The sequence below is a fragment of the Paenibacillus sp. SJS-P3 genome (assembly GCF_056711585.1).
In genome coordinates, this window is record NZ_CM160043.1 from 4035001 (window position 1) to 4054865 (window position 19865).

The following is a 19865-nucleotide window of genomic DNA, read 5'->3' on the forward strand; positions in this document are numbered from 1 at the left end:
GAACATCTCGTACGCGCCTACGTCGCGCAGCGCCTGCACGACCTGCTCCCGCGTAATATCCGGGTTGCCCAGGCTGACATTGGATGCGATCGTACCCGTGAAGAGGAACGGATCCTGCAGCACGATGCCCATATGCTGGCGCAGCTGCTGCTTCGGAACGTCGCGGACGTCCATTCCGTCGATCGTAATCCGGCCATGCTCGATGTCATAGAACCGGAACAGCAGGTTGAGGATGGAGCTTTTGCCGGAGCCGGTATGCCCGACGAGGGCGACCGTCTGTCCCTGCGCGGCGGCAAAGGAAATGTTGCGCAGAACGTTCTCTTCTTTCTTGTAAGCGAAGGTCACGTTCTCGAAAGCGACTTCTCCTCGATAGCGAGGCATCGTGCCGGAGGAAACCTCCGTTCCCGGTTCGTCCATCAGCTCGAACACCCGTCCGGCCGATATCCTTGCCGTCTCCAGGTTGGTGAGCTGGTTCACGATGCCCACGATCGGCTGGAACATGCGGTTCATGTAATCGATGAAGGCGTACATGATGCCCACGGTTACGGCCGCTCCGAGATCCCCTCCCCAGAACATCCAGATGACGGCCAGGAAGATCAGGTTCCGCACGACGTTCACAAGGTTGTGGGAAGTCCACGAATTGAGCTTGAGCAGCTTGATCTGGAAGGAGTAGAACTCATCGTTCATTTCCTTGAACTCCTGCGCCGTGCTGCGCTCGCGGCGGAAGACTCGGATGATGCTCATCCCCTGGATCGATTCGTTGATCATGGCGTTGATATCGCTGAGCTTCGCGCGGATGACGCTGTTGTAGCGGCCGGCCAGGCGGCGATAGAAGACGATCCAGACGAAGAGGATCGGAAATACGGGTATGGCGAACCAGGCTACCGTAGGGCTGAGAATGAACAGGGCGCCCAGAATCGCCGCCATATATACGATGCCCGAGAAGAAGTTGGCCAGCACGGCGACGAACAGCTCCCGGATCGATTCCGTATCGTTCGTAATCCGCGATACGACCTTGCCCGCGGGCAGATTGTCGAAATACTGGACCGGAAGACGCTGCGTATGGGCGAATACATCCTCGCGCATGCGCTGCACGATGCGGTTCGCAGTCGTCTGCAGCAGCAGCTTTTGGCCGTAGGTGAAGATGGCTGCGATGACCAGCAGGCCGAAGTATGCGGCAGCAAGCACGAGGAGCGGATTCAGCTCCGGCTTGTAGAACGCATAGACTTCATCGCGGGACATGCTGGCGGCGGGATAAGCCTGCTTGCTGCCGTCTGCCGAAGTCAGCAGGAGCTCGCCGTTTTGAACCTTGCGCTTACCTTCCGGCAGCGTACCTTCGATCGCGTAGAACTTGCTGCCTTCCTGCACGATATTCAGCTGCGGGCCGCTGCTCTTCAGGCTATCCGTACGGTCGGAGCGGACGTACAGGTTCCCGTTGTAGGGGACGCTCCCGTCTGCCGCCGAATCCACGGAAATCCAAGGCTTCTCGATGCCGAGGATATTGTTGTCGATCATCCGCTTCGCGAGCAGCGGACCGACCATTTCGGCGCAGACCGCGAAGGTGAGCAGAATAAGGGCTAACACGATCTGTTTTTTAAATAGGAGAGCGTACTGCAGCAGCCGCTTGCCTGTTTTCGGTTGATTCACTTGTTTTCACCTTCTTTGCGATTAAGATTGAACGAATGCTTCGAGCTGCTGCCGGTCGTATTGCTCCCGGTACCAGCCGCCTTGCTGCAGAAGCTGCTCATGGGTGCCTTCCTCCACGATCCTGCCGTCCTCCATGACGAGAATCAGATCGGCGTGCTGGACAGCCGACAGCCTGTGCGTCGTAATGATTGTCGTTTTGCCTGCCCGCTCCGTGCGGATGCCCTCGATGATTTCGGCCTCCGTCTTCGCATCGACGGCCGACAAGGCGTCGTCAAGCAGCAGAATCTCCGGATCGGCGATGAGCGCCCGCGCAATGCTGACGCGCTGCTTCTGCCCTCCGGAGAGAGCGACGCCCTTCTCGCCGACGAGCGTTTCCAGGCCATCGGGAAGGAACAGCACATCCTTGGCAAAGGAAGCTCGGACGAGCGCGCGCTCCAAATCCTCCTCCGTCGCCCCATGGGCACCGAATAGGATATTCTCGCGGATCGTTCGGGAGAACAGGATCGGCTGCTGCGGCACATAGCCGAACCAGCCCAGAAGGCGGTCGAGCGGTATTCGATCGATGGAAACTCCGCTCACGGCAACGTCTCCTCTGCCTGCCGGATATTCCCGGATGAGCTGCTTCAGTATCGTCGTTTTGCCGCTTCCCGTGCGCCCGACGATGCCCAGCGTCCCGCCGCGAGGCAGCCGGAAGCTGACATTCGAGAGGTTATCCTCCTTGGAGGAAGGATAGCGGAATGTGACGTCGGAAAACATGATTTCGCCCGGCTGCTCCACTTGTACGAGCTCGCCTTTGTCCTCGACGTCCGCAGGCGTGTGCAGCGTTTCCTCCACGCGGTCGAGCGAGGCGCTGCCGCGCTGCATGACGTTGATCAGCTCGCCGATGGCGAACATCGGCCAGATCAGCATGCCGAGGAAGATATTGAAGGAAATGAGATCGCCAAGCGTGATTTCACCCTGGAATACGAGTACTCCGCCATAAACCAGGCCGATAATGTAGCTCAGTCCGACCAGGATCTTGTTCACCGGCTCGAACAGCGCGTCGACGCGAGCGACCGCGATGTTGCGGCGGAGCACTTCGTTCGTCTTGGCATGGAACCGGTCCCGGTCCGCTTCCTCCTGCACATAGGCGCGGACGACGCGTACGCCGGATACGGATTCAAGCACTTCGTCATTGAGCTCCCCGAAGGCGTCCTGCGCCTTGATGAAGCGGTCATGGATCATGCGGCCGAAGACAGCCATCAGCAGCGCGATGATCGGCAGCGGCAGCAGAGCTGCCAGCGTCAGCTTCCAGCTGATCAGGAATATCATCATGCCGAGCAGCGTCAGCATCCACACCGTGGAATCCACCAGCGTCAGAATGCCGAAGCCGGCCGTCATCGAGATCGCCCACAGATCGTTCGTCGAGCGGGCCATGAGGTCTCCCGTCCGGTTGCGCTCGTAGAAAGTCGGGGTCATTCTCATGAACTGGCCCATCAGCTTGCCCCGAAGCAGCCGCTCCAGCACGTTGGCTCCGCCGAACAGGCGGGACATCCAGCCGTACGTGATGAGATAGCTGGATACCGTGATGGCCAGCCAGCCTGCCACGATCCAGTAAAAAGTAGAATCCGCAAGCCTTCCCTGGCTGATTCCATCAATGGTGTAACCGAGCAGACGCGGAGGAATCACCTCCAGAAAGCCGACGAAGATCAACAAGCCGACAGCCAGAGAGTAGCGCCGCCACTCCATCTTGAAATACCAGCCCAGCTTGCCTATTACACTAAACATTGGACACCTCCCCAATCCTTTGAGCCGTTACGGCTGCTTGAGGTTCGAGCCGCTATGCGCTCTTTCCCGCGCTGCCTGAACAGCTCTGTCATTTTCTCTCTCCAGCGTGATGCAAAGTGCCCGATGCCCATTAAGAAAGGCGCGCCGCCTGTAAGCGGTGCGCCCTGCATTTCGCCGACGGATGCCCGCAGGCAAGGAGGTAAGGAATCCTTGCCGCGGCGGCCATTCCGGTCGCGGAACGTATAGAGGCGCACGATTACAGGAACGTAACCGTGCGCCTGATGATTAACGGATCATCAGCGAGGCATCGGATTACGCTTGGTGCGAGCATCGTCAGGTTTGATCATTGCTAGTGCCATGCTTCGCATCCGTAATCCTCCTCGAAGGGCGTTCAGCCCCATCCTTTTGCTCCGGTCCATACCCGAACCGAAGAGCACTTTGCCAATGTATCATCGCCCCGCCAAAAAAGTCAATGGACTGGAGCCGGTTAGTTTGACTATAGGCGATTTCAACCTGCGCTCACATCGCCGGCGTACAGATCGCCGGAAGGACTGCGCTCATTGTTGGATGCGTTTGCCTGCGTCCGTCGAGCCTTCCTCCGCTGGGGTCGGCCTTCTTCCTCAATCATCATCCTTCCTCTTGCGGGATGACTATATCTTTGAAAATAGCGGTCGGCCGGGCAAGCGCTGGGCCCATTCCAGCACCGGCCGCAGAAATTTCCCCCTGCCCCTTCAGGCATGAGGGTTGGGCGGGGACGGCACGGCTGGAGCAGAATCCCCGCCCATTCTGCGGCGCGACGTCTCCTTGCGGCCGGTTGCGGGGACATGCCTGCCCGCTTTGGCGAGTCCCATGACCGGCATGTTTCCGTAGACCGCCTCATGGTTTCCGGGCTGGATCACATACGTTTCATGGAAGATGCCGACCGACCCGTCCGTTCCAACGGAACGGTTGAACTTCTTCCATGCCTCCAGATGAATGCCGCCCCGCGCATATCGCTCCAGCTGTTCGTAGGATCTCCAGTACTGCAGCAGCACAGGGCCGCGCGCGCCCAAGTACATCTCATGGCTGATGAAGCCCGTATCCGCATTGGCGTACAGCTCCCGCAACATCGGCCCCATCGAGCGGACTACCGGCAGCCACTTGCGCACGGCCAGCAGCTTGTTGATCCTCATCCCGATGACGAACACAACGAACGGGCCATCCATTTCCGCAGTAAACCTTCCTGATATCGCTTTAGCCATTCCTTTCACTCTCCTTTTATTTATCAGTCAATAAATTATCAGGGATAAAAAGAACCGCTGGTTAAGCGGCGCTCCTCATTCCCGGAAACAACTCGTTGAACTCTTCTTCCATGCTCAACCAGCTTCGAAGGCAGCGGCCAAGCTTCAGCAATCCAAGCTCTCCTCCCAAGGCAGCAGCTGTTTCAGTCCTGTCAGCTCGGACAGGGCGATGGCTAGCCCGAGACCGATGAACTGGGTCGCGCGGAAGCCCGGGAACTCCAGGCCTGCCCGTTCGAAACGGACCTTCAAGCTGGCATGAATGACGGCAAACTCTTCCCGTACATATTGGCGGATGCCCGGCTCCGGTATGGAGTGGGCCGTCATGCAGAGCAGCACTTCGCTGCGGAAGCCTCCCTCCAGCAGCTCCTGGAACGCATGGCCCATCGCCTGCTCGAGCTCGCCGGGAGGCGCCTGAACCGCCTCGAACGCTCCGCGGATCTGCTGCGCCGCCCTCTGCAGGACGGACATGTAGAGAGCTTCCTTCGTCCGGAAAAAATGAAAGACGTACGGCTGGGTAACGCCGACCGCGGAAGCCACATCCGCCGTCGTTGTTTTGTAATACCCTTTCTCGGCAAACAGCGCGGCGGCAGCGCTCAAAATCTGCTCCTTGCGTCCTGCCGCCTGTTCCTCTCTCGGTGTCATGAGTTACTTTACCTTCCCTGTTCTGTACAATTTATTGATCAATAAATAAGATATCCTCTTCCTGCAAATCTGTCAATCCATCCAGCCAAAAAAAAATCCTCCGCTCCAAGGAACGCAGGATAACACTCGCGCGTCTCCGCGCGAGGTGCATGGCATGCCGGGCGTGTCGGTGGGCTCAATGTCCGGCGTGATGGACTTGCTCCTGCTTCTCGACTTTCACCCGCTTGATGAACAAGGAACAAACGAAACCTAACACGGCAAAGATCATGACGAACAGAAAAGCATTTTGAACTCCCTGGGTCATGGCCGCAGGAACGGTCGACAGATCGGCAGGCGAATGCTTGCCGTCTGCATAATAAGCCTTGCTGCCCGCCGTCATGATGCTGATGGCGAGCGCCGTGCCGATCGCACCCGCAACCTGCTGCAAGGTGTTCATGATCGCTGTTCCGTCCGGATAGAGCTCCCGCGGCAGCTGGTTCAGCCCGTTGGTCTGGGCCGGCATCATGATCATGGATATGCCGATCATCAGAAGGCTGTGCAGGAGGATGATCTCGCCCTTGGACGTGCCCGTATTGATGCCCGTCAGCAGCCAAAGCACGACGAACACAAGCACCAAGCCCGGCAATACGAGCCAGCGCGGACCGTATTTATCGAACAACCTGCCCATGACCGGAGACATGATGCCGTTGATCAGTCCGCCGGGAAGCAGCAGCAGTCCCGCCGCGAGCGGCAGCAGGCCGATGCCGGCCTGCAAATACAAAGGCAGCAGAATGACGGTGGAAAGAATGATCATCATCCCGATGAAGATCATCAGCGTGCCGAGCGTGAACATCGGGAAGCGGAATGCCCGCAGATTCATCATCGGCTGCTTCATCCGCAGCTGGCGGACGGTGAACAGGATCAAGGCGACGATGCCGACGGCGATGCCGATAATGACTTTCGGGCTGCTCCAGCCATGGTCGCCTTCTCCTGCGCTGCTGAAGCCGTAGACTATGCCTCCGAAGCCGAGGCTGGAGAGCAGGATCGAGAAGATGTCAATGCGCGGACGGGCAAGCTCGGAGACGTTTTTCATGAACATCAGGCCGAACAGAAGCGCGACGACCAGAAGCGGCAGCGCCGTCCAGAAAATCGTTCTCCAGCTGGCATAAACGAGGAACAGGCCGGCTATAAGCAGGCCCGACCGCTGGCGCGAACATGATGACAAGCCCCATCATGCCCATTGCCGCTCCCCGCTTGTGCGGCGGGAATATAACCAGTACCGTATTGAACATCAGCGGAATGAGCAGGCCGGTGCCGACCGCCTGGACAAGCCTTGCAATGAACAGGAAAGCGAAGCTCGGCGCGCTCGCCGCGATCAGCGTGCCGGCAATCGAGAATACGAGCGATGCGGTGAACAGCTGGCGCGTCGTGAACCATTGGAGCAGCAGACCCGAGATCGGTACGAGAATCGCGAGCACAAGCAGAAATCCGGTCGTAAGCCACTGAATCGTGGCAGGCTCGACCTTGAACGTGCTCATCAGCTCATTCAGCGCGATATTGAGTGCCGTTTCGCTGAACATGCCGATGAATCCGGCAAGCAGCAGAGCGGTCATGATCGGAACAACCTTGAAGGAATTTCCTTCTTGAGGAGCAGCGGCTGCTCCCATTGTTTTTTCCATTCTGATTTCCCTCCTGAGACAGGTTCTCCCCGTCATTTATCTCTTTTTAGTTTCCGACCCCTCCATCGGTTCCATTCACAAGCACAGGCATGAATTCCTCCACGAGCCGGAACGGCCGGATGTCCTTGTTCGTCATCGCGAGAATGACGGCTCCGAATGAGAACGATCGGTCTAGTCTTGAAACCACAAAAAAGGCATCCGGTCAACGGACCGGATGCCTGTAGTCAATATTACCGAGCCGCGCATGGGAAAATGGACATCCGCAAGCGGCAAAAGGAGAGCGCGGCAACGCGCCCTCCTCCGCTGCATGGGAGCCTAGTCCGCCAGCTTGGCGTAAGCTTCCGCGTCAAGCAGCGCCGCTACCGCCGCTTTGGCGTCGGCGCCCGTGTCGATCTCGATCATCCAGCCGCCGGCAAAAGGATCGGTGTTGACGAGCTCCGGCGAGTCGCCCAGCTCTTCGTTGACGCGGACGACCGTTCCACTGACGGGGGAGTACAGGTCGGACACCGTTTTGACGGACTCGATGGTCCCGAGGGGCTGTCCCGCTTCAACGCTGTCTCCAGCCTGCGGCAGCTCGACGAACACGATGTCACCGAGCTGATGCTGGGCATGGTCCGTAATGCCGATCCGAACAATCGTCTCTCCTGCCGCTTCCGCCCACTCATGCTCCTCCGTATAGCCCAATCCTGCGCGAATCTCACTCACTGGACGCTCATCCTTTCCCATCATGGCCTGGTTTGGCAATCTATGCGCAAAGCGTAAACGATGACGGGCGCTGTGTCAACATAACTCACTCGGCATGTCTTTTAAGCTGAAATTCTGTTGACACAGGGTCGTCCCATCTGTAAAACTGGTTGTAACTGAATATGCGGATGAACGCAACGGGAGAGATCGCCGGTACATGAAGCGGCGCCGAAGGAGTAACCCTGCCCGGCAGGGGAATCTCTCAGGCAGAAGGACCTTTGCGGGACGCGCCTCTGGAGAGAACGGAAGCTTGCGGCCCCGCCGCTTCGCCGACGTCACCCAAGGGGAAACCTGCGGAGACGAATGCGCAGGGTAACTCTCAGGTACCAAGGACAGAGCATGGATGACACGTTAAGCATGGCTGCGAATTTTTTTGCAACCGGCGCAAGCGTTGTTTTTCCTGCGCTGTCCTTTTTGCTTTTCTCCCTTTCATTAGTGCGCCAAGGAGGGCTTCTCCTTCAGTCGGGCGTTGAATGCTTGCAAGGGGAAGATGAACAATCAGCGAACAGGCTTTACTTTCGAGTACGAGCATACAAAGGGAGGACTACCATGGCCAATCTGCGCACGACCCCGCTCCATTCCCTCTACAAGGAATACGGCGAAGCCCGCTGCATCGACTTCGGCGGCTGGGATCTGCCGGTTCAGTTCACCGGCATTCTGAAAGAGCATGAGGCTGTCCGCCAGCGTGCCGGGCTGTTCGATGTGTCCCATATGGGCGAGTTCCTCGTCACCGGCCAGTTCGCCGGCGATTTCCTGCAGCGCGTGACGACGAACGACGTGTCCAAGCTGAAAGACGGCTCCGCCCAATACACGCTCATGTGCTATCCGGACGGAGGCGTCGTCGACGATCTGCTCGTCTACCGGATCAGCGAGGACCAGTACATGCTCGTCGTCAACGCTTCCAACATCGGCAAGGATCTCGATTGGCTGCGGGAGCATCTGATCGGGGACGTGACGGTGGAGGACCGCTCCGACGATACGGCGCTGATCGCTCTGCAGGGTCCCCTTGCAGGAGAAATACTGGACCGCTGCACAGATGCCGGCTGGGGCGGGCTGAAGCCGTTCGAGTTCCTGCCGAAGGCGGCCGTATGCGGCGTCGAGCTGCTGCTCTCCCGCACCGGCTACACCGGAGAGGACGGCTTCGAGCTGTACGCGCCGGCCGCCGACGCCGCCAAGCTGTGGCGCGCGCTGATGGAAGCCGGCGCTCCGCTCGGCCTCGAGGCCGCCGGTCTCGGCGCGCGCGATACGCTGCGCTTCGAGGCGAGGCTGCCGCTGTACGGCCAGGAGCTGTCTGCGGATATATCCCCTCTGGAAGCCGGACTCGGATTTTTCGTGAAGCTGGATGCAGGCGACTTCATCGGCCGCGACGCGCTCGCTGCGCAGAAGGAAGCCGGCGTGCCCCGCAAGCTTGTCGGCATCGAGCTGCTGGAGCGAGGCATCCCGCGCTCCCATTACCAGGTCTACGCCGGAGAGCAGCTGATCGGCGAGGTGACATCGGGCACCCAGTCGCCGACGCTGAAGCGCAATCTCGGACTCGCGCTGCTCCAGGCCGAGTATGCCGCGGTCGGCACCGAGGTGGAGGTCGACATCCGCGGCAAGCGGTTGAAGGCAGCTGTCGTCAAAACCCCTTTCTACAAACGAAACGCGGCATCGCCCGCATCAGCCAAGGAGTGACAAACCCTTAATGACGACCCAGCATCGCTACATCCCCATGACCGAGCAGGACCAGCAGGAAATGCTGCAGACGATCGGCGCGGCCACCCTGGAAGACCTGTTCCGCGATATTCCGCAATCAATCCGCTACAAGGGCACGCTGCCGATGTCGGGCGCGCTCGACGAATGGGCTCTCCTCCGCCATCTGAAGGAGCTGGCCGGCCGCAACGCCGATCATGAAACGACGACGAGCTTCCTTGGCGCCGGTCTCTACGACCACCATATTCCCGTCGTCATCAACCATATGATCTCCCGCTCGGAATTCTATACCGCTTATACTCCTTATCAGCCGGAAATCAGCCAAGGCGAGCTGCAGGCGATCTTCGAGTTCCAGTCCTACATCTGCGAGCTGACCGGCATGGCTGTCGCCAACGCCAGCATGTACGACGGCGCCACCGCCTTGTCCGAGGCGGCGGCTCTTGCCTCCGCCCATACCCGCCGCAAGCGCATCGTCGTCTCCAGCGCCGTGCATCCAGAGGCGCGCGAGATTTTGCGCACAAGCGCCCACGGCCTCGGGCTTGAGCTCGTTGAAGTCGGGTTCCAAGGCGGCGTCACCGACCTGGAAGCACTCCGCTCCGCCGTCGCTGGCGGCGAGACTGCTGCGGTGCTCGTGCAGTCGCCGAACTTCTTCGGCTGCATCGAGGATCTCGCGGCGATCGAGCCGATCATCCACGAAGCCAAAGGGCTGCTCGTCGTGAGCAGCAATCCGCTCTCGCTCGGCTTGCTGGAATCCCCCGGCGCGCTAGGCGCCGACATCGTCGTCGGCGATGCCCAGCCGCTCGGCATCCCTTCCTCCCTCGGCGGACCGACCTGCGGGTTTTTCTCTGTGGCCGAGCCGCTCATGCGCCGCATGCCGGGACGCATCGTCGGCCAGACCAAGGATCTCGACGGCAAGCGCGGCTTCGTGCTGACGCTGCAAGCCCGCGAGCAGCATATCCGCCGCGAGAAGGCGACATCCAACATCTGCTCGAACCAGGCGCTGCTCGCCCTGTGCGCTTCCATCTATCTCAGCGTGATGGGCAAGCAGGGCATCCGCGAAGCCGCCGAGCTCAATATCCGCAAATCGCATTACGCCTCCAAGACGCTTGGTTCGGTGGAAGGAATCGGCCTGCCGTTCGGCTCCGCTCCTTTCTTCAATGAATTCGTGGTCTCTCTGCCGGAAGGCGTATCGGCCAAGGAGCTGAACAGCAAGCTGCTCGCCGAGGGCTTCCTCGGCGGCTTCGATCTCGGCTCCGCTTACCCGGAGCTGGAGGGCCACATGCTCGTCGCCGTAACCGAGAAGCGCACGAAGGAAGAGATCGACGCATTCGCCGCCGCGCTTGGCGGCCTGACGAAGGAGGCGCGCGCATGAGCAGCCATGAACAACTGAAGAGCGCCGGAATCATCGATGTGAAACCGGAGAAAGCGCTCATTTTCGAGATGAGCCGTGAAGGCCGCAAAGCCTATTCCCTTCCTGTCTGCGACGTGCCGGATGAGGAAGGACTCGAGGATCTGATCCCTTCCTCCCTGCTCCGCAAGCAGCCGGCTTCCCTGCCGGAAGTGTACGAGGTGGACGTCATCCGCCATTATACCGAGCTGTCCCGCCGCAACTTCGGCGTCGACAACGGCTTCTACCCGCTCGGTTCCTGCACGATGAAATACAATCCGAAAATCAACGAGGATGCGGCGCGGCTGAACGGCTTCGCCCGCATCCATCCTTACCAGCCGGAAGAGAGCATCCAAGGCGCACTGGAGCTGTTGTACGTGCTGCAAAACGATCTTGCCGCGCTTACCGGCATGGATGCCGTCACGCTGCAGCCTGCTGCCGGAGCCCACGGCGAGTGGACCGGCCTCATGATGATCCGCGCCTATCACGAGAGTCGCGGCGAGAAGCGCACGAAGGTCATCGTGCCGGACTCCTCGCACGGCACCAACCCGGCCAGCGCCACGACGGCCGGCCTGGATACGATCACGATCAAGTCCAATGAGCGCGGACTTGTCGATCTCGACGCGCTGCGAGCTGCAGTCGGCCCTGATACAGCCGCCCTCATGCTCACGAACCCGAGCACGCTCGGCCTGTTCGAGGAGCAGATCGTCGAGATCGCCGCCATCGTGCATGAAGCCGGCGGCCTGCTCTACTACGACGGAGCGAACTCCAACGCCATCATGGGCATTACTCGCCCGGGCGACATGGGCTTCGACGTCGTGCATCTCAACCTGCACAAAACCATGAGCACGCCGCATGGCGGCGGCGGTCCCGGAGCTGGTCCTGTCGGCGTAAAAGCCCATCTGACTCCGTTCCTTCCGAAGCCGGTCGTCGGCAAGCGCGATGACGGCAGCTACTTCTTCGACTTCGACCGTCCCGCTTCCATCGGCCGCGTCAAATCGTACTACGGCAACTTCGGCATATTGGTCCGCGCTTACACGTATATCCGCACTTACGGTCCGGAAGGGCTGCGACGCGTCTCGGAATGCGCCGTACTGAACGCCAACTACATGATGGCGCGCCTCTCGGAAGCCTATGAGATTCCGTACCCTGGCGTCTGCAAGCATGAGTTCGTCATGTCCGGCCGCGGACTCAAGGAATACGGCGTGCGCACGCTCGACGTCGCCAAGCGGCTGCTCGACTTCGGCTATCACCCGCCGACTATCTACTTCCCGCTCAACGTCGAGGAATGCATCATGATCGAGCCGACGGAGACCGAGAGCAAGGAAACTCTCGACGCCTTCATCGACACGATGATCCGCATCGCCCGCGAAGCGAAGGAGACGCCGGAGCTCGTGCAGAACGCTCCTTATACGACCGTCGTGCGGCGGCTGGACGAAACCCAGGCTGCCCGCAAGCCGGTGCTGAACTGCTCCTGCTAGAAGGCCTGGATACAAAAAAAGCTTTTCCCGGCACTGCCCGGGAAAAGCTTTTTTACATGGCTGCGCATGTCTGGCTCTACCTGCTTGAACCTGTGATGTCCAGCATCTCGATAAGAACGGACGGCCAATCATCCGGGTGGAACTCATGTCCGGCTCCTTCAACATAGTTGATCAGGTGCTGTTCCCGCCTTCAGATTCGTCGCCAGACATAACGGGCAACTCTTCATGAAGGAGATAGGACGAATATGTTAAAGTGTATAGAAACGATCCGGTTGTTAAGGAAGGAAAAAGATTGCCATGATACAAAAAATTTATCCCGGCCTGCTTTTGCTTGACCGCATGGATGATTGGGCGGAGCCGGACGTGCTCCACTCCTTTGCATTGGACGAGCTGCTCTGCCGCCAGACCGGTCTCGACGGCGTCCCCGTTCTTCATCTTTGGCGCCACCCTTCGGGCTTCGTCATGGGACCGCGCGACAGCCGGCTGCCGGAGGCCGCGCTTGCCTCCAAGGAACTTGAGCGCCTCGGGCTTTCCGTCGCTGTCCGCAACTCCGGCGGGGCAGCCGTGCCTCTTGATCCCGGAGTCGTGAATATTTCCCTTATCCTGCCTCTTCAAGGCAGCGCCTCGGTCCGGTTCAACGATGATTTCCAGCTGATGTACGAGCTGATTGCCGCCGCGCTGGATGGCTTCGGGGCCCGTGTCGACAAAGGTGAAATCTCGGGAGCCTACTGTCCCGGAGACTACGATCTCAGCATTGATGGCCTCAAGTTCTGCGGCATCGCGCAGCGCAGGCTCGCCCGCTCCTACATCATACAAGCTTTCGTCAATGCCGGAGGCTCGGGAGCCGAGCGCGGCCGCCTCGTACGTCAGTTCTACGATACTGCCGCCGGCAGCTCGGACACCAATCTCAGTTATCCGCTTGTGGAGGCCGGCACGATGGCAAGCTTGGAGGAGCTGGTCGACGGCCTTTGGCCGGATCCGGCCCGCCTGTTCGCCGAAGCCGCCGCAGATGCTGCCTTTGGCAGCGGCAGCCATGCCATCTTCCCTTCCGTCCGCATGCCGGCGAACTCCACCATCCGCGAGCTGGCGCATTCGCTGCGCAGCCGTTATCCGATCGGCCGTCGGCCGTAACTCAGAGGCTTTTCCCGCCACGAATGACATAAAGGGCGGGAGAAGCCTTTTCACGATTCGGCATAACCGAATCGTATAAGCCGGAATTGACAACTGCATAGTGCCGATCAGGAGAATCGCCATCTTTATGCGGCCATTTCTTGTCAAAGCTCTTCAGTTGCTCGCCTATTTGAGCACGCAGGTGAGCATTGGCAGCAGGTAAGGCAGCCGGGTGGTCCGACGTCTTTCGATTGCTCTCGTACTCATGGTCCGACGTCTTTCGATTGCTCTCGTACTCATGGTCCGACGCCTTTCGATTGCTCTCGTATTCATGGCCGGACGCTTTTCGATCGCTTTTAGTTTCGTTGCTCCATGCCTTTCTATGGCTTTCCGATTCGTGGCTCCACTCCTTTCGATCCCTTTCCGATTCTTGACCCCATTCCATGGTTGGGGCGGCATAATAATTCCAATCGTTTATCATAAGTCACCTGATTTCCTGATTTGATTTTGCTAATTAAGCGCACAAAAAAAGCCACGGACTCCGAGTCCGTGACTTCATCAATGGGCCGTGCGGGCAGCTCCGTCCTACAAGCCATGCCGCCGCATCGTCCTACTCATGGTCCGTGGAGACCTCCGGGAATGACGCTTCCCGGTACGTGACATATTCAGTTGGTGCATCGTTCCTGCCCGCAGCATTGCTAGCTGCCGTCATCGCCATTCCGTTCATGACCGTCATCTCCATCAGCCTCCCTTCAATTTGCTTTCTGTGGTCATTGTATGGCGCTCAAGCCTGTCCCGTCAATCCATATGGACGGTAGAAAATGCTTTAGGCTTTTTTAGCCTGCTTTTTTAGCCTGCTTTTTTAACTTAACGGGGAACGGCCGTACTCCCCGAACATTAGCTGCGGCAATGATCATACGGAGGTTTATTCCCTGCACCTGCTCAGGTTATAATAGAATCACACGGCTTTCATGCCGATGCTGTCCGTGACGCTACGGATTCCAGGAGGTACATATCGATGTCCTATTCCGAATATTTCGCTTCACGCCGGGAAGAACAGCTGGAGGAATTGAAGCAGTGGCTTCGCATTCCGAGCATCTCGGCTCTATCCGAGCATAAGCAAGACATCCAGTCCGCCGCCGCTTGGCTGGCCGACACGCTCAAGCGCGCAGGACTCGAAAATATCGAGATCATGCCGACGGCGGGCAATCCCGTCGTCTATGCCGATTACCTGCATGCCCCAGGCAAACCGACCATTCTGGTCTACGGCCATTACGACGTCCAGCCGGTCGATCCGCTGAACCTGTGGACGACGCCCCCATTCGAGCCGGAGATTTGCGGAGACAAGCTGTACGGCCGCGGCACGACCGACGACAAAGGCCAGACGTTCATCCATATCAAAGCGATCGAAGCGATCCTCAAGCAGGAAGGCACGCTTCCCGTCAACGTCAAGCTTTGCATTGAAGGCGAAGAAGAGATCGGAAGCATCAACCTGCCTCCATTCCTCGAGACCCACAAGGAAAAGCTCGCATGCGACGCCGTTCTCGTATCCGATACCTCCCTGCTGGAGCGGGGACGCCCTGCCATCTGTACCGGCCTTCGCGGCCTTGCCGGCATGGAGCTGACCGTATCGACGGCCAACACGGATCTTCATTCCGGCTCCTACGGCGGCGCGGTACCGAATGCCCTGCACGCGCTCGTCTCGCTGCTGGACTCCCTGCATGACGAGAAAGGCAAGGTCGCCGTGGAAGGCTTCTACGAAGGCGTTCCGGAGCTGTCCGCTCTCATGCGGGAAGAATTCGCCAAGCAAGGCCTGGACGAGAACAAGGTTCGTGAAGGACTCGGCCTGGACGCTCTGTACGGCGAAGAAGGCTATTCGTTCGTGGAACGTGTCGGCGCCCGTCCTACGCTGGAACTTAACGGCGTGTACGGCGGCTTCCAGGGCGAAGGCAGCAAAACGGTCATCCCCAAAGTCGCCCATGCGAAGATTACTTGCCGCCTTGTAGGCAAGCAGGATCCGCAGCTGACGATGGACCGCATCGAGAAGCACCTGAACGCGCATATCCAACCAGGCGCGCGCTTCGAGCTCAAGCGCAGCGAGGGTGCCTTCGCCTTCAACATCGATCCTTCCCATCCGATTCTGCAGACGGCTGCGGACGCTTACGGAGCGGTGTACGGAACCCGTGCCCTGTTCACCAAGGACGGCGGCTCCATTCCGATCATGGCAGCCTTCTCCCGCGTTCTCGAATCCCCGGTCGTACTGATGGGCTTCGGACTGGACGACGAGAACCTCCATGCTCCGAACGAGCATTTCAACCTGGAAAACTTCGACAAAGGCCTGCTGACGGTCGTCGAATTCCTGAAAACCGTATAAAATGACAACAAGCCTGCCCATCGTCAAGATGGACAGGCTCTTTTTAATTTTGGACAGGATATAGACTTTCTCCACCATCCCATCTATAGGCTTTTCTCGTTGCGGAGTTCATGTCGTATAAGTAAAAGCATGTTCCCGCGCTTCAAAGAAGGCAAATGGCAGGCTTATCCTTTTTTTATCCAACAATCCCTTTGAGCACCAATTGTCCATAGCGTAAGCACCTGCGCATGAATAAGCTAAAACAATTCAATATCTGCTTATCCAAAACCCGGGAGGCCCTTATGCTTAATATAGGAGTTATGGCAAGAAGGAAAGGGAAATCCTTTTTTGAATCCGGCTATTTCCGACATTTGCATAAAGAAGGAGAGAAGCTCGGTTTAAACGTCTACTTTTTCGGACATGAGGATGTTCATGTAACCAAACGTCTCGTAGACGGGTATGTACCGGAAAGAAATGGAGGATGGGTAAAAAAGCCGTTTCCATGGCCGGATATCGTCATCGACCGTTACCGCAGCGGATGGACGCCATCCTTCAAGAAGCTCCGTAACAGCGGACTGCTTCGCATCGCCAATCCAAAATTTACGACCAAGAACAGGGCAACGAAGCTCTTTTTGGATACGAAAAGCATGAGGAAATGGATTCCGGAAACGAGACCTTACCATGCATCTACGTTTAAAGAGATGATTAAAACTCACCCTATACTCTATTTGAAACCTGCAAATGGAACCGGCGGGGCTGGTGTCGTCCAAATAAGAAAGAGGGATTACGGCATCTCCGCCCAGTTCCGTACTCGGGCTATGAAAATTGGGAAGAACAGGTTCCCGACGATTGAGAAAGCCGCAGCCGCCATGAACCGTTGGGTAAAGAAGGAGAATATCCGTGGAGGAACATTTCTGCTGCAGCAAGGGCTTGATCTGGAGCTGGCTCAAGGCCGGTGGGCGGACATTCGGCTATTTATTCAAAAAAACGGTTCCGGCAATTGGGAAGTGACAGGAATCGGGGTACGTCAAGCGGCGGAGGGAAGTCCAAATACCAATTTGATCGCCAAGGGAAATAAAGGTTATCCGTTCCAATCCTTTATGGCAAAGCATTTCGGGGAAGAAAAAACGCGCCAAATCCGGCTTGAATGCGAAGAGCTCGCTCACGAAACAGTACGGGTTATCGAAAACCGCTTCGGAAGCATGATGGAATTCGGGATGGACATCGGAATCGATCGAAGCGGGAACGTGTGGCTGCTCGAAGTCAACCCGAAGCCCTGCAAAGATATCATGTGGAAAATCGGCGAGTACCAAAATTACCTCAAAGCGGTGCGCCGGCCCCTTCAATATGCCAAATACCTGGCAGACAATACGAGCGGCACACCGTAGGCTTAGTCATTCGCTTTCTTGATTCTCCTTTTGCTTCGGGCTAAGCGATACTCGGAAACGGTTTGTTTGATCAGCTTGAAATAAGTTCTGTCCTTCAGCCTGCTGAATAAAGCATGGGACGGGTAATCGAAATTCACTTCGATAAGCCATAGCCTCCCAGAGCGATCGGCTGCAAAATCGATCCCGATCTGATAGGAATATTTATATCTGTCAAATCGCCGGCAAATTCGCTGACTGCTGAGCACAAGCTGATCCTTGAACCGTTTCCTCTCTTCCTCATTCCAATTGAAGGCCTGTTTCAGCACATCATCCATAGCTCTTACACGGCCTCCCCGGCTCATGTTTGTTACGACGCTCCCGTCAGGGGCTACTTTTGCGAGCATTCCGCAATAACGCCACTGGTCCGATGCGTCCCGAATCATCATGACCCGAATGTCGAATGGCCTCCCGCCTATCCTCGCCAAGGGGATCGTCTTCTGCAAAACATGCTGTTTCTCTCCCGTATGGCTTCGTATGGCGTTATACAACGCTCCCGCATTCCCGTACCGCCGGATTCCGCCTTTCACAACCACGAATGAATAGACACTTCCATTTTTCCATGCCTTTATGATTCCTTTTCCCTTATGCTCCATGTTGGGTTTGATATAGACGCTGCCGTACTGTTCGAGAAACCGTTCAAATGTAGTCCGGTTGAACAGCACGGTGGGAGGCAGCAGCTTTTTGATTTGCTGATCCTTGGCGTAGAATTGATGCAGGCCCCATTTTCCCGGCATTTGAAATCTTCTCCCCTCATCAACGATTGCATTGCAGTTTATGCATGCGCTAATGCAAGTGGAAGGTTGTTTTCAAGGCAAGTAGGGAAATTGACATCTGGAAATAATGAACAGCTTTCGTCCTGAATTCAGCCTCATTGCTGCAGCACTTTGGAGAATTCACGGCTAAATTCGGATAGTTATGGCAAGAGTTGTCGGATGTGCCCCAAATATCTGAATGGCAATGAACCGACTGTACAGGACAGCCAGCAATTCGGCTTCGCAAATCTAGCTGAAAATGCAAAAAATCCCCGCCTTTCGGCAGGGATGTCTCGATCATATGTATGGAGCGGGTGATGGGAATCGAACCCACGCTATCAGCTTGGAAGGCTGAAGTTCTACCATTGAACTACACCCGCGGAGAAGATAAAAAATGGTCGGGATGACACGATTTGAACATGCGACCCCCTGGTCCCAAACCAGGTGCTCTACCAAGCTGAGCTACATCCCGATATTTAAATGGCGTGCCCGGAGAGATTCGAACTCCCGACCTTTTGATTCGTAGTCAAATGCTCTATCCAGCTGAGCTACGGGCACATAATTATGGAGCGGAAGACGGGAATCGAACCCGCGACCCTCGCCTTGGCAAGGCGATGCTCTACCGCTGAGCCACTTCCGCAGATGGTGCGGTCAAGAGGACTTGAACCTCCACGTCATTGCTGACACTAGAACCTGAATCTAGCGCGTCTGCCAATTCCGCCATGACCGCATGTTAAGAAAATATTGCTGAGTGTTTCATTCACCTGGCAGGGTGAATAATTGGTGCGGTTGAGAGGACTCGAACCTCCACGGGCTTGCGCCCACTACCCCCTCAAGATAGCGTGTCTGCCATTCCACCACAACCGCATATAAAGTTAGGAAAAAAGTGAGCCATGAAGGACTCGAACCTTCGACACCCTGATTAAAAGTCAGGTGCTCTACCAACTGAGCTAATGGCTCTTAATGGCTGGGGATTCAGGGATCGAACCTGAGAATGACGGAGTCAAAGTCCGTTGCCTTACCGCTTGGCTAATCCCCACCAAGAAGCAATGGGGCGATCGAGGGGAATTGAACCCCCGAATGCCGGAACCACAATCCGGTGCGTTAACCACTTCGCCACGATCGCCATGTAAATTTGGTCAAATGCCGCCGAGAGGACTTGAACCCCCAACCTACTGATTACAAGTCAGTTGCTCTACCAGTTGAGCTACAGCGGCAAAGTGATCAAAAATGGCGGAGCTGACGGGATTCGAACCCGCGGTCTCCTGCGTGACAGGCAGGCATGTTAGGCCTCTACACCACAGCTCCATATTGGTTGCGGGGACAGGATTTGAACCTGTGACCTTCGGGTTATGAGCCCGACGAGCTACCGGACTGCTCCACCCCGCGGTAGTTGAATGGTGGAAGCTGAGGGGATCGAACCCCCGACCCTCTGCTTGTAAGGCAGATGCTCTCCCAGCTGAGCTAAGCTTCCATGATGGTGACCCGTAGGGGATTCGAACCCCTGTTACCTCCGTGAAAGGGAGGTGTCTTAACCCCTTGACCAACGGGCCTTGATTGAAAAGAACGGAGAGAGAGGGATTCGAACCCTCGCACCACTTACGCAGTCTAACCCCTTAGCAGAGGGTCCCCTTGAGCCACTTGGGTATCTCTCCAAACGAAAAGTCTTGCTACGGAGAAGGAGGGATTCGAACCCTCGATACGCGATTAACGTATACACGATTTCCAATCGTGCTCCTTCGACCACTCGGACACTTCTCCATATGGCTCCCCGAACAGGACTCGAACCTGTGACAACTCGATTAACAGTCGAGTGCTCTACCAACTGAGCTATCAGGGAAAATACTTGGTGGAGCCAAGGAGGATCGAACTCCTGACCTCCTGCTTGCAAGGCAGGCGCTCTCCCAGCTGAGCTATGGCCCCAT

Annotated in this window: 15 protein-coding genes, 18 tRNA genes, 1 pseudogene and 2 riboswitches (1 of these 36 running past the window's edge); of the genes and pseudogenes, 6 read left to right on the plus strand and 28 right to left on the minus strand. The window is 57.3% G+C overall.

Annotated elements, in window-relative coordinates:
* From AC06G8_RS18570 to gcvH, 7 genes and pseudogenes are all read right to left on the minus strand, one after another.
* A protein-coding gene (locus AC06G8_RS18570; protein WP_480283529.1) for an ABC transporter ATP-binding protein crosses the window boundary here: on the minus strand, window positions 1-1647 show its 5' portion. Its footprint begins 381 nt before the window's first position; 1647 of the gene's 2028 nt are visible here — the first part of the coding sequence; it begins with the start codon at window positions 1645-1647; the stop codon falls past the left edge of the window.
* Window positions 1648-1668: 21 nt separating this feature from the next.
* Entirely contained in the window at window positions 1669-3414 is a 1746-nt protein-coding gene (locus AC06G8_RS18575) for an ABC transporter ATP-binding protein (RefSeq protein ID WP_447665411.1), read from the minus strand.
* Window positions 3415-4145: 731 nt separating this feature from the next.
* Window positions 4146-4655, minus strand: coding sequence for a DUF4188 domain-containing protein (locus AC06G8_RS18580; protein WP_447665410.1), 510 nt, complete (start codon window positions 4653-4655; stop codon window positions 4146-4148).
* A 144-nt stretch (window positions 4656-4799) separates the two neighbouring features.
* On the minus strand, window positions 4800-5336 hold the full coding sequence (locus AC06G8_RS18585) for a TetR/AcrR family transcriptional regulator (RefSeq protein WP_447665409.1): 537 nt from the start codon (window positions 5334-5336) through the stop codon (window positions 4800-4802).
* Window positions 5337-5511: 175 nt separating this feature from the next.
* Window positions 5512-6982 (minus strand): annotated as a pseudogene (locus AC06G8_RS18590) (DHA2 family efflux MFS transporter permease subunit).
* 58 nt (window positions 6983-7040) lie between these two features.
* A complete protein-coding gene (locus AC06G8_RS18595) occupies window positions 7041-7181 on the minus strand; it encodes a hypothetical protein (protein WP_480283530.1) in 141 nt (46 codons plus the stop codon).
* A gap of 128 nt (window positions 7182-7309) precedes the next feature.
* Window positions 7310-7699 (minus strand): glycine cleavage system protein GcvH, encoded by a 390-nt coding sequence (gene gcvH / locus AC06G8_RS18600; RefSeq protein ID WP_447665408.1) that lies wholly within the window; start codon window positions 7697-7699, stop codon window positions 7310-7312.
* A gap of 167 nt (window positions 7700-7866) precedes the next feature.
* A riboswitch (glycine riboswitch) is annotated at window positions 7867-7966 on the plus strand.
* Window positions 7967-7969: 3 nt separating this feature from the next.
* Window positions 7970-8076, plus strand: a riboswitch (glycine riboswitch).
* A gap of 211 nt (window positions 8077-8287) precedes the next feature.
* Between gcvH and gcvT the strand changes: the two genes are divergently transcribed.
* The 4 genes from gcvT (at window position 8288) to AC06G8_RS18620 (ending at window position 13429) form a co-directional block, all read left to right on the plus strand.
* A complete protein-coding gene (gcvT, locus tag AC06G8_RS18605; RefSeq protein ID WP_480283531.1) occupies window positions 8288-9412 on the plus strand; it encodes a glycine cleavage system aminomethyltransferase GcvT in 1125 nt (374 codons plus the stop codon).
* A 10-nt stretch (window positions 9413-9422) separates the two neighbouring features.
* Window positions 9423-10802, plus strand: a complete 1380-nt coding sequence (gene gcvPA, locus AC06G8_RS18610; RefSeq protein WP_480283532.1) for an aminomethyl-transferring glycine dehydrogenase subunit GcvPA — start codon at window positions 9423-9425, stop codon at window positions 10800-10802.
* 38 nt (window positions 10803-10840) lie between these two features.
* On the plus strand, window positions 10841-12298 hold the full coding sequence (gcvPB, locus tag AC06G8_RS18615; RefSeq protein WP_447665414.1) for an aminomethyl-transferring glycine dehydrogenase subunit GcvPB: 1458 nt from the start codon (window positions 10841-10843) through the stop codon (window positions 12296-12298).
* Between the two features lie 297 nt (window positions 12299-12595).
* Window positions 12596-13429 carry a lipoate--protein ligase family protein gene (locus tag AC06G8_RS18620; RefSeq protein ID WP_447665405.1) on the plus strand — a complete coding sequence of 278 codons (834 nt, stop codon included), beginning with the start codon at window positions 12596-12598 and terminating at the stop codon, window positions 13427-13429.
* 1 nt (window position 13430) lies between these two features.
* Here the strand turns inward: AC06G8_RS18620 and AC06G8_RS18625 are convergent, their stop codons facing one another.
* Both AC06G8_RS18625 and AC06G8_RS18630 read right to left on the minus strand, forming a co-directional pair.
* Window positions 13431-13889 (minus strand): hypothetical protein, encoded by a 459-nt coding sequence (locus tag AC06G8_RS18625; protein WP_480283533.1) that lies wholly within the window; start codon window positions 13887-13889, stop codon window positions 13431-13433.
* A gap of 129 nt (window positions 13890-14018) precedes the next feature.
* A complete protein-coding gene (locus tag AC06G8_RS18630; RefSeq protein WP_447665403.1) occupies window positions 14019-14144 on the minus strand; it encodes a hypothetical protein in 126 nt (41 codons plus the stop codon).
* A gap of 282 nt (window positions 14145-14426) precedes the next feature.
* On the opposite strand from AC06G8_RS18630, the gene AC06G8_RS18635 reads away from it, so the two are divergent.
* Window positions 14427-15782 carry a dipeptidase gene (locus tag AC06G8_RS18635; RefSeq protein WP_480283534.1) on the plus strand — a complete coding sequence of 452 codons (1356 nt, stop codon included), beginning with the start codon at window positions 14427-14429 and terminating at the stop codon, window positions 15780-15782.
* Window positions 15783-16081: 299 nt separating this feature from the next.
* The gene (locus AC06G8_RS18640) at window positions 16082-17149 is read left to right on the plus strand and encodes a YheC/YheD family endospore coat-associated protein (RefSeq protein ID WP_480283535.1); all 1068 of its coding nucleotides are present in this window, start codon (window positions 16082-16084) and stop codon (window positions 17147-17149) included.
* Window positions 17150-17151: 2 nt separating this feature from the next.
* On the opposite strand, the gene AC06G8_RS18645 is transcribed toward AC06G8_RS18640, so the two are convergent.
* From AC06G8_RS18645 to AC06G8_RS18735, 19 genes are all read right to left on the minus strand, one after another.
* Window positions 17152-17922: a YheC/YheD family protein gene (locus AC06G8_RS18645; RefSeq protein ID WP_480283536.1), complete on the minus strand. Its 771-nt coding sequence runs from the start codon at window positions 17920-17922 to the stop codon at window positions 17152-17154.
* A gap of 324 nt (window positions 17923-18246) precedes the next feature.
* Window positions 18247-18320 (minus strand) — tRNA-Gly (locus AC06G8_RS18650).
* Between the two features lie 15 nt (window positions 18321-18335).
* Window positions 18336-18412, minus strand: a tRNA-Pro gene (locus tag AC06G8_RS18655).
* Window positions 18413-18421: 9 nt separating this feature from the next.
* Window positions 18422-18498: transfer RNA gene (locus tag AC06G8_RS18660), tRNA-Arg, on the minus strand.
* Between the two features lie 7 nt (window positions 18499-18505).
* Window positions 18506-18580, minus strand: a tRNA-Gly gene (locus AC06G8_RS18665).
* A 3-nt stretch (window positions 18581-18583) separates the two neighbouring features.
* Window positions 18584-18670: transfer RNA gene (locus AC06G8_RS18670), tRNA-Leu, on the minus strand.
* 51 nt (window positions 18671-18721) lie between these two features.
* A tRNA-Leu gene (locus AC06G8_RS18675) sits at window positions 18722-18807 on the minus strand.
* Window positions 18808-18827: 20 nt separating this feature from the next.
* Window positions 18828-18900: transfer RNA gene (locus AC06G8_RS18680), tRNA-Lys, on the minus strand.
* A gap of 4 nt (window positions 18901-18904) precedes the next feature.
* A tRNA-Gln gene (locus tag AC06G8_RS18685) sits at window positions 18905-18979 on the minus strand.
* Window positions 18980-18990: 11 nt separating this feature from the next.
* A tRNA-His gene (locus AC06G8_RS18690) sits at window positions 18991-19066 on the minus strand.
* Window positions 19067-19084: 18 nt separating this feature from the next.
* Window positions 19085-19157: transfer RNA gene (locus AC06G8_RS18695), tRNA-Thr, on the minus strand.
* Between the two features lie 14 nt (window positions 19158-19171).
* Window positions 19172-19248: transfer RNA gene (locus AC06G8_RS18700), tRNA-Asp, on the minus strand.
* 4 nt (window positions 19249-19252) lie between these two features.
* Window positions 19253-19329, minus strand: a tRNA-Met gene (locus AC06G8_RS18705).
* A 9-nt stretch (window positions 19330-19338) separates the two neighbouring features.
* Window positions 19339-19414, minus strand: a tRNA-Val gene (locus AC06G8_RS18710).
* Between the two features lie 4 nt (window positions 19415-19418).
* Window positions 19419-19493: transfer RNA gene (locus AC06G8_RS18715), tRNA-Glu, on the minus strand.
* Between the two features lie 14 nt (window positions 19494-19507).
* A tRNA-Ser gene (locus AC06G8_RS18720) sits at window positions 19508-19595 on the minus strand.
* 18 nt (window positions 19596-19613) lie between these two features.
* A tRNA-Ser gene (locus tag AC06G8_RS18725) sits at window positions 19614-19701 on the minus strand.
* A 3-nt stretch (window positions 19702-19704) separates the two neighbouring features.
* A tRNA-Asn gene (locus AC06G8_RS18730) sits at window positions 19705-19780 on the minus strand.
* A gap of 7 nt (window positions 19781-19787) precedes the next feature.
* A tRNA-Ala gene (locus AC06G8_RS18735) sits at window positions 19788-19863 on the minus strand.
* Window positions 19864-19865: the final 2 nt, after the last annotated feature.

Coding starts and splice junctions, on each gene's coding strand:
- AC06G8_RS18575 (WP_447665411.1), bottom strand. CDS start 3,414: ATGTTTAGTGTAATAGGCAAGCTGGGCTGGTATTTCAAGATGGAGTGG.
- AC06G8_RS18580 (WP_447665410.1), bottom strand. CDS start 4,655: ATGGCTAAAGCGATATCAGGAAGGTTTACTGCGGAAATGGATGGCCCG.
- AC06G8_RS18585 (WP_447665409.1), bottom strand. CDS start 5,336: ATGACACCGAGAGAGGAACAGGCGGCAGGACGCAAGGAGCAGATTTTG.
- gcvT (WP_480283531.1), top strand. CDS start 8,288: ATGGCCAATCTGCGCACGACCCCGCTCCATTCCCTCTACAAGGAATAC.
- gcvPA (WP_480283532.1), top strand. CDS start 9,423: ATGACGACCCAGCATCGCTACATCCCCATGACCGAGCAGGACCAGCAG.
- AC06G8_RS18620 (WP_447665405.1), top strand. CDS start 12,596: ATGATACAAAAAATTTATCCCGGCCTGCTTTTGCTTGACCGCATGGAT.
- AC06G8_RS18625 (WP_480283533.1), bottom strand. CDS start 13,889: ATGATAAACGATTGGAATTATTATGCCGCCCCAACCATGGAATGGGGT.
- AC06G8_RS18630 (WP_447665403.1), bottom strand. CDS start 14,144: ATGACGGTCATGAACGGAATGGCGATGACGGCAGCTAGCAATGCTGCG.
- AC06G8_RS18635 (WP_480283534.1), top strand. CDS start 14,427: ATGTCCTATTCCGAATATTTCGCTTCACGCCGGGAAGAACAGCTGGAG.
- AC06G8_RS18640 (WP_480283535.1), top strand. CDS start 16,082: ATGGCAAGAAGGAAAGGGAAATCCTTTTTTGAATCCGGCTATTTCCGA.
- AC06G8_RS18645 (WP_480283536.1), bottom strand. CDS start 17,922: ATGCCGGGAAAATGGGGCCTGCATCAATTCTACGCCAAGGATCAGCAA.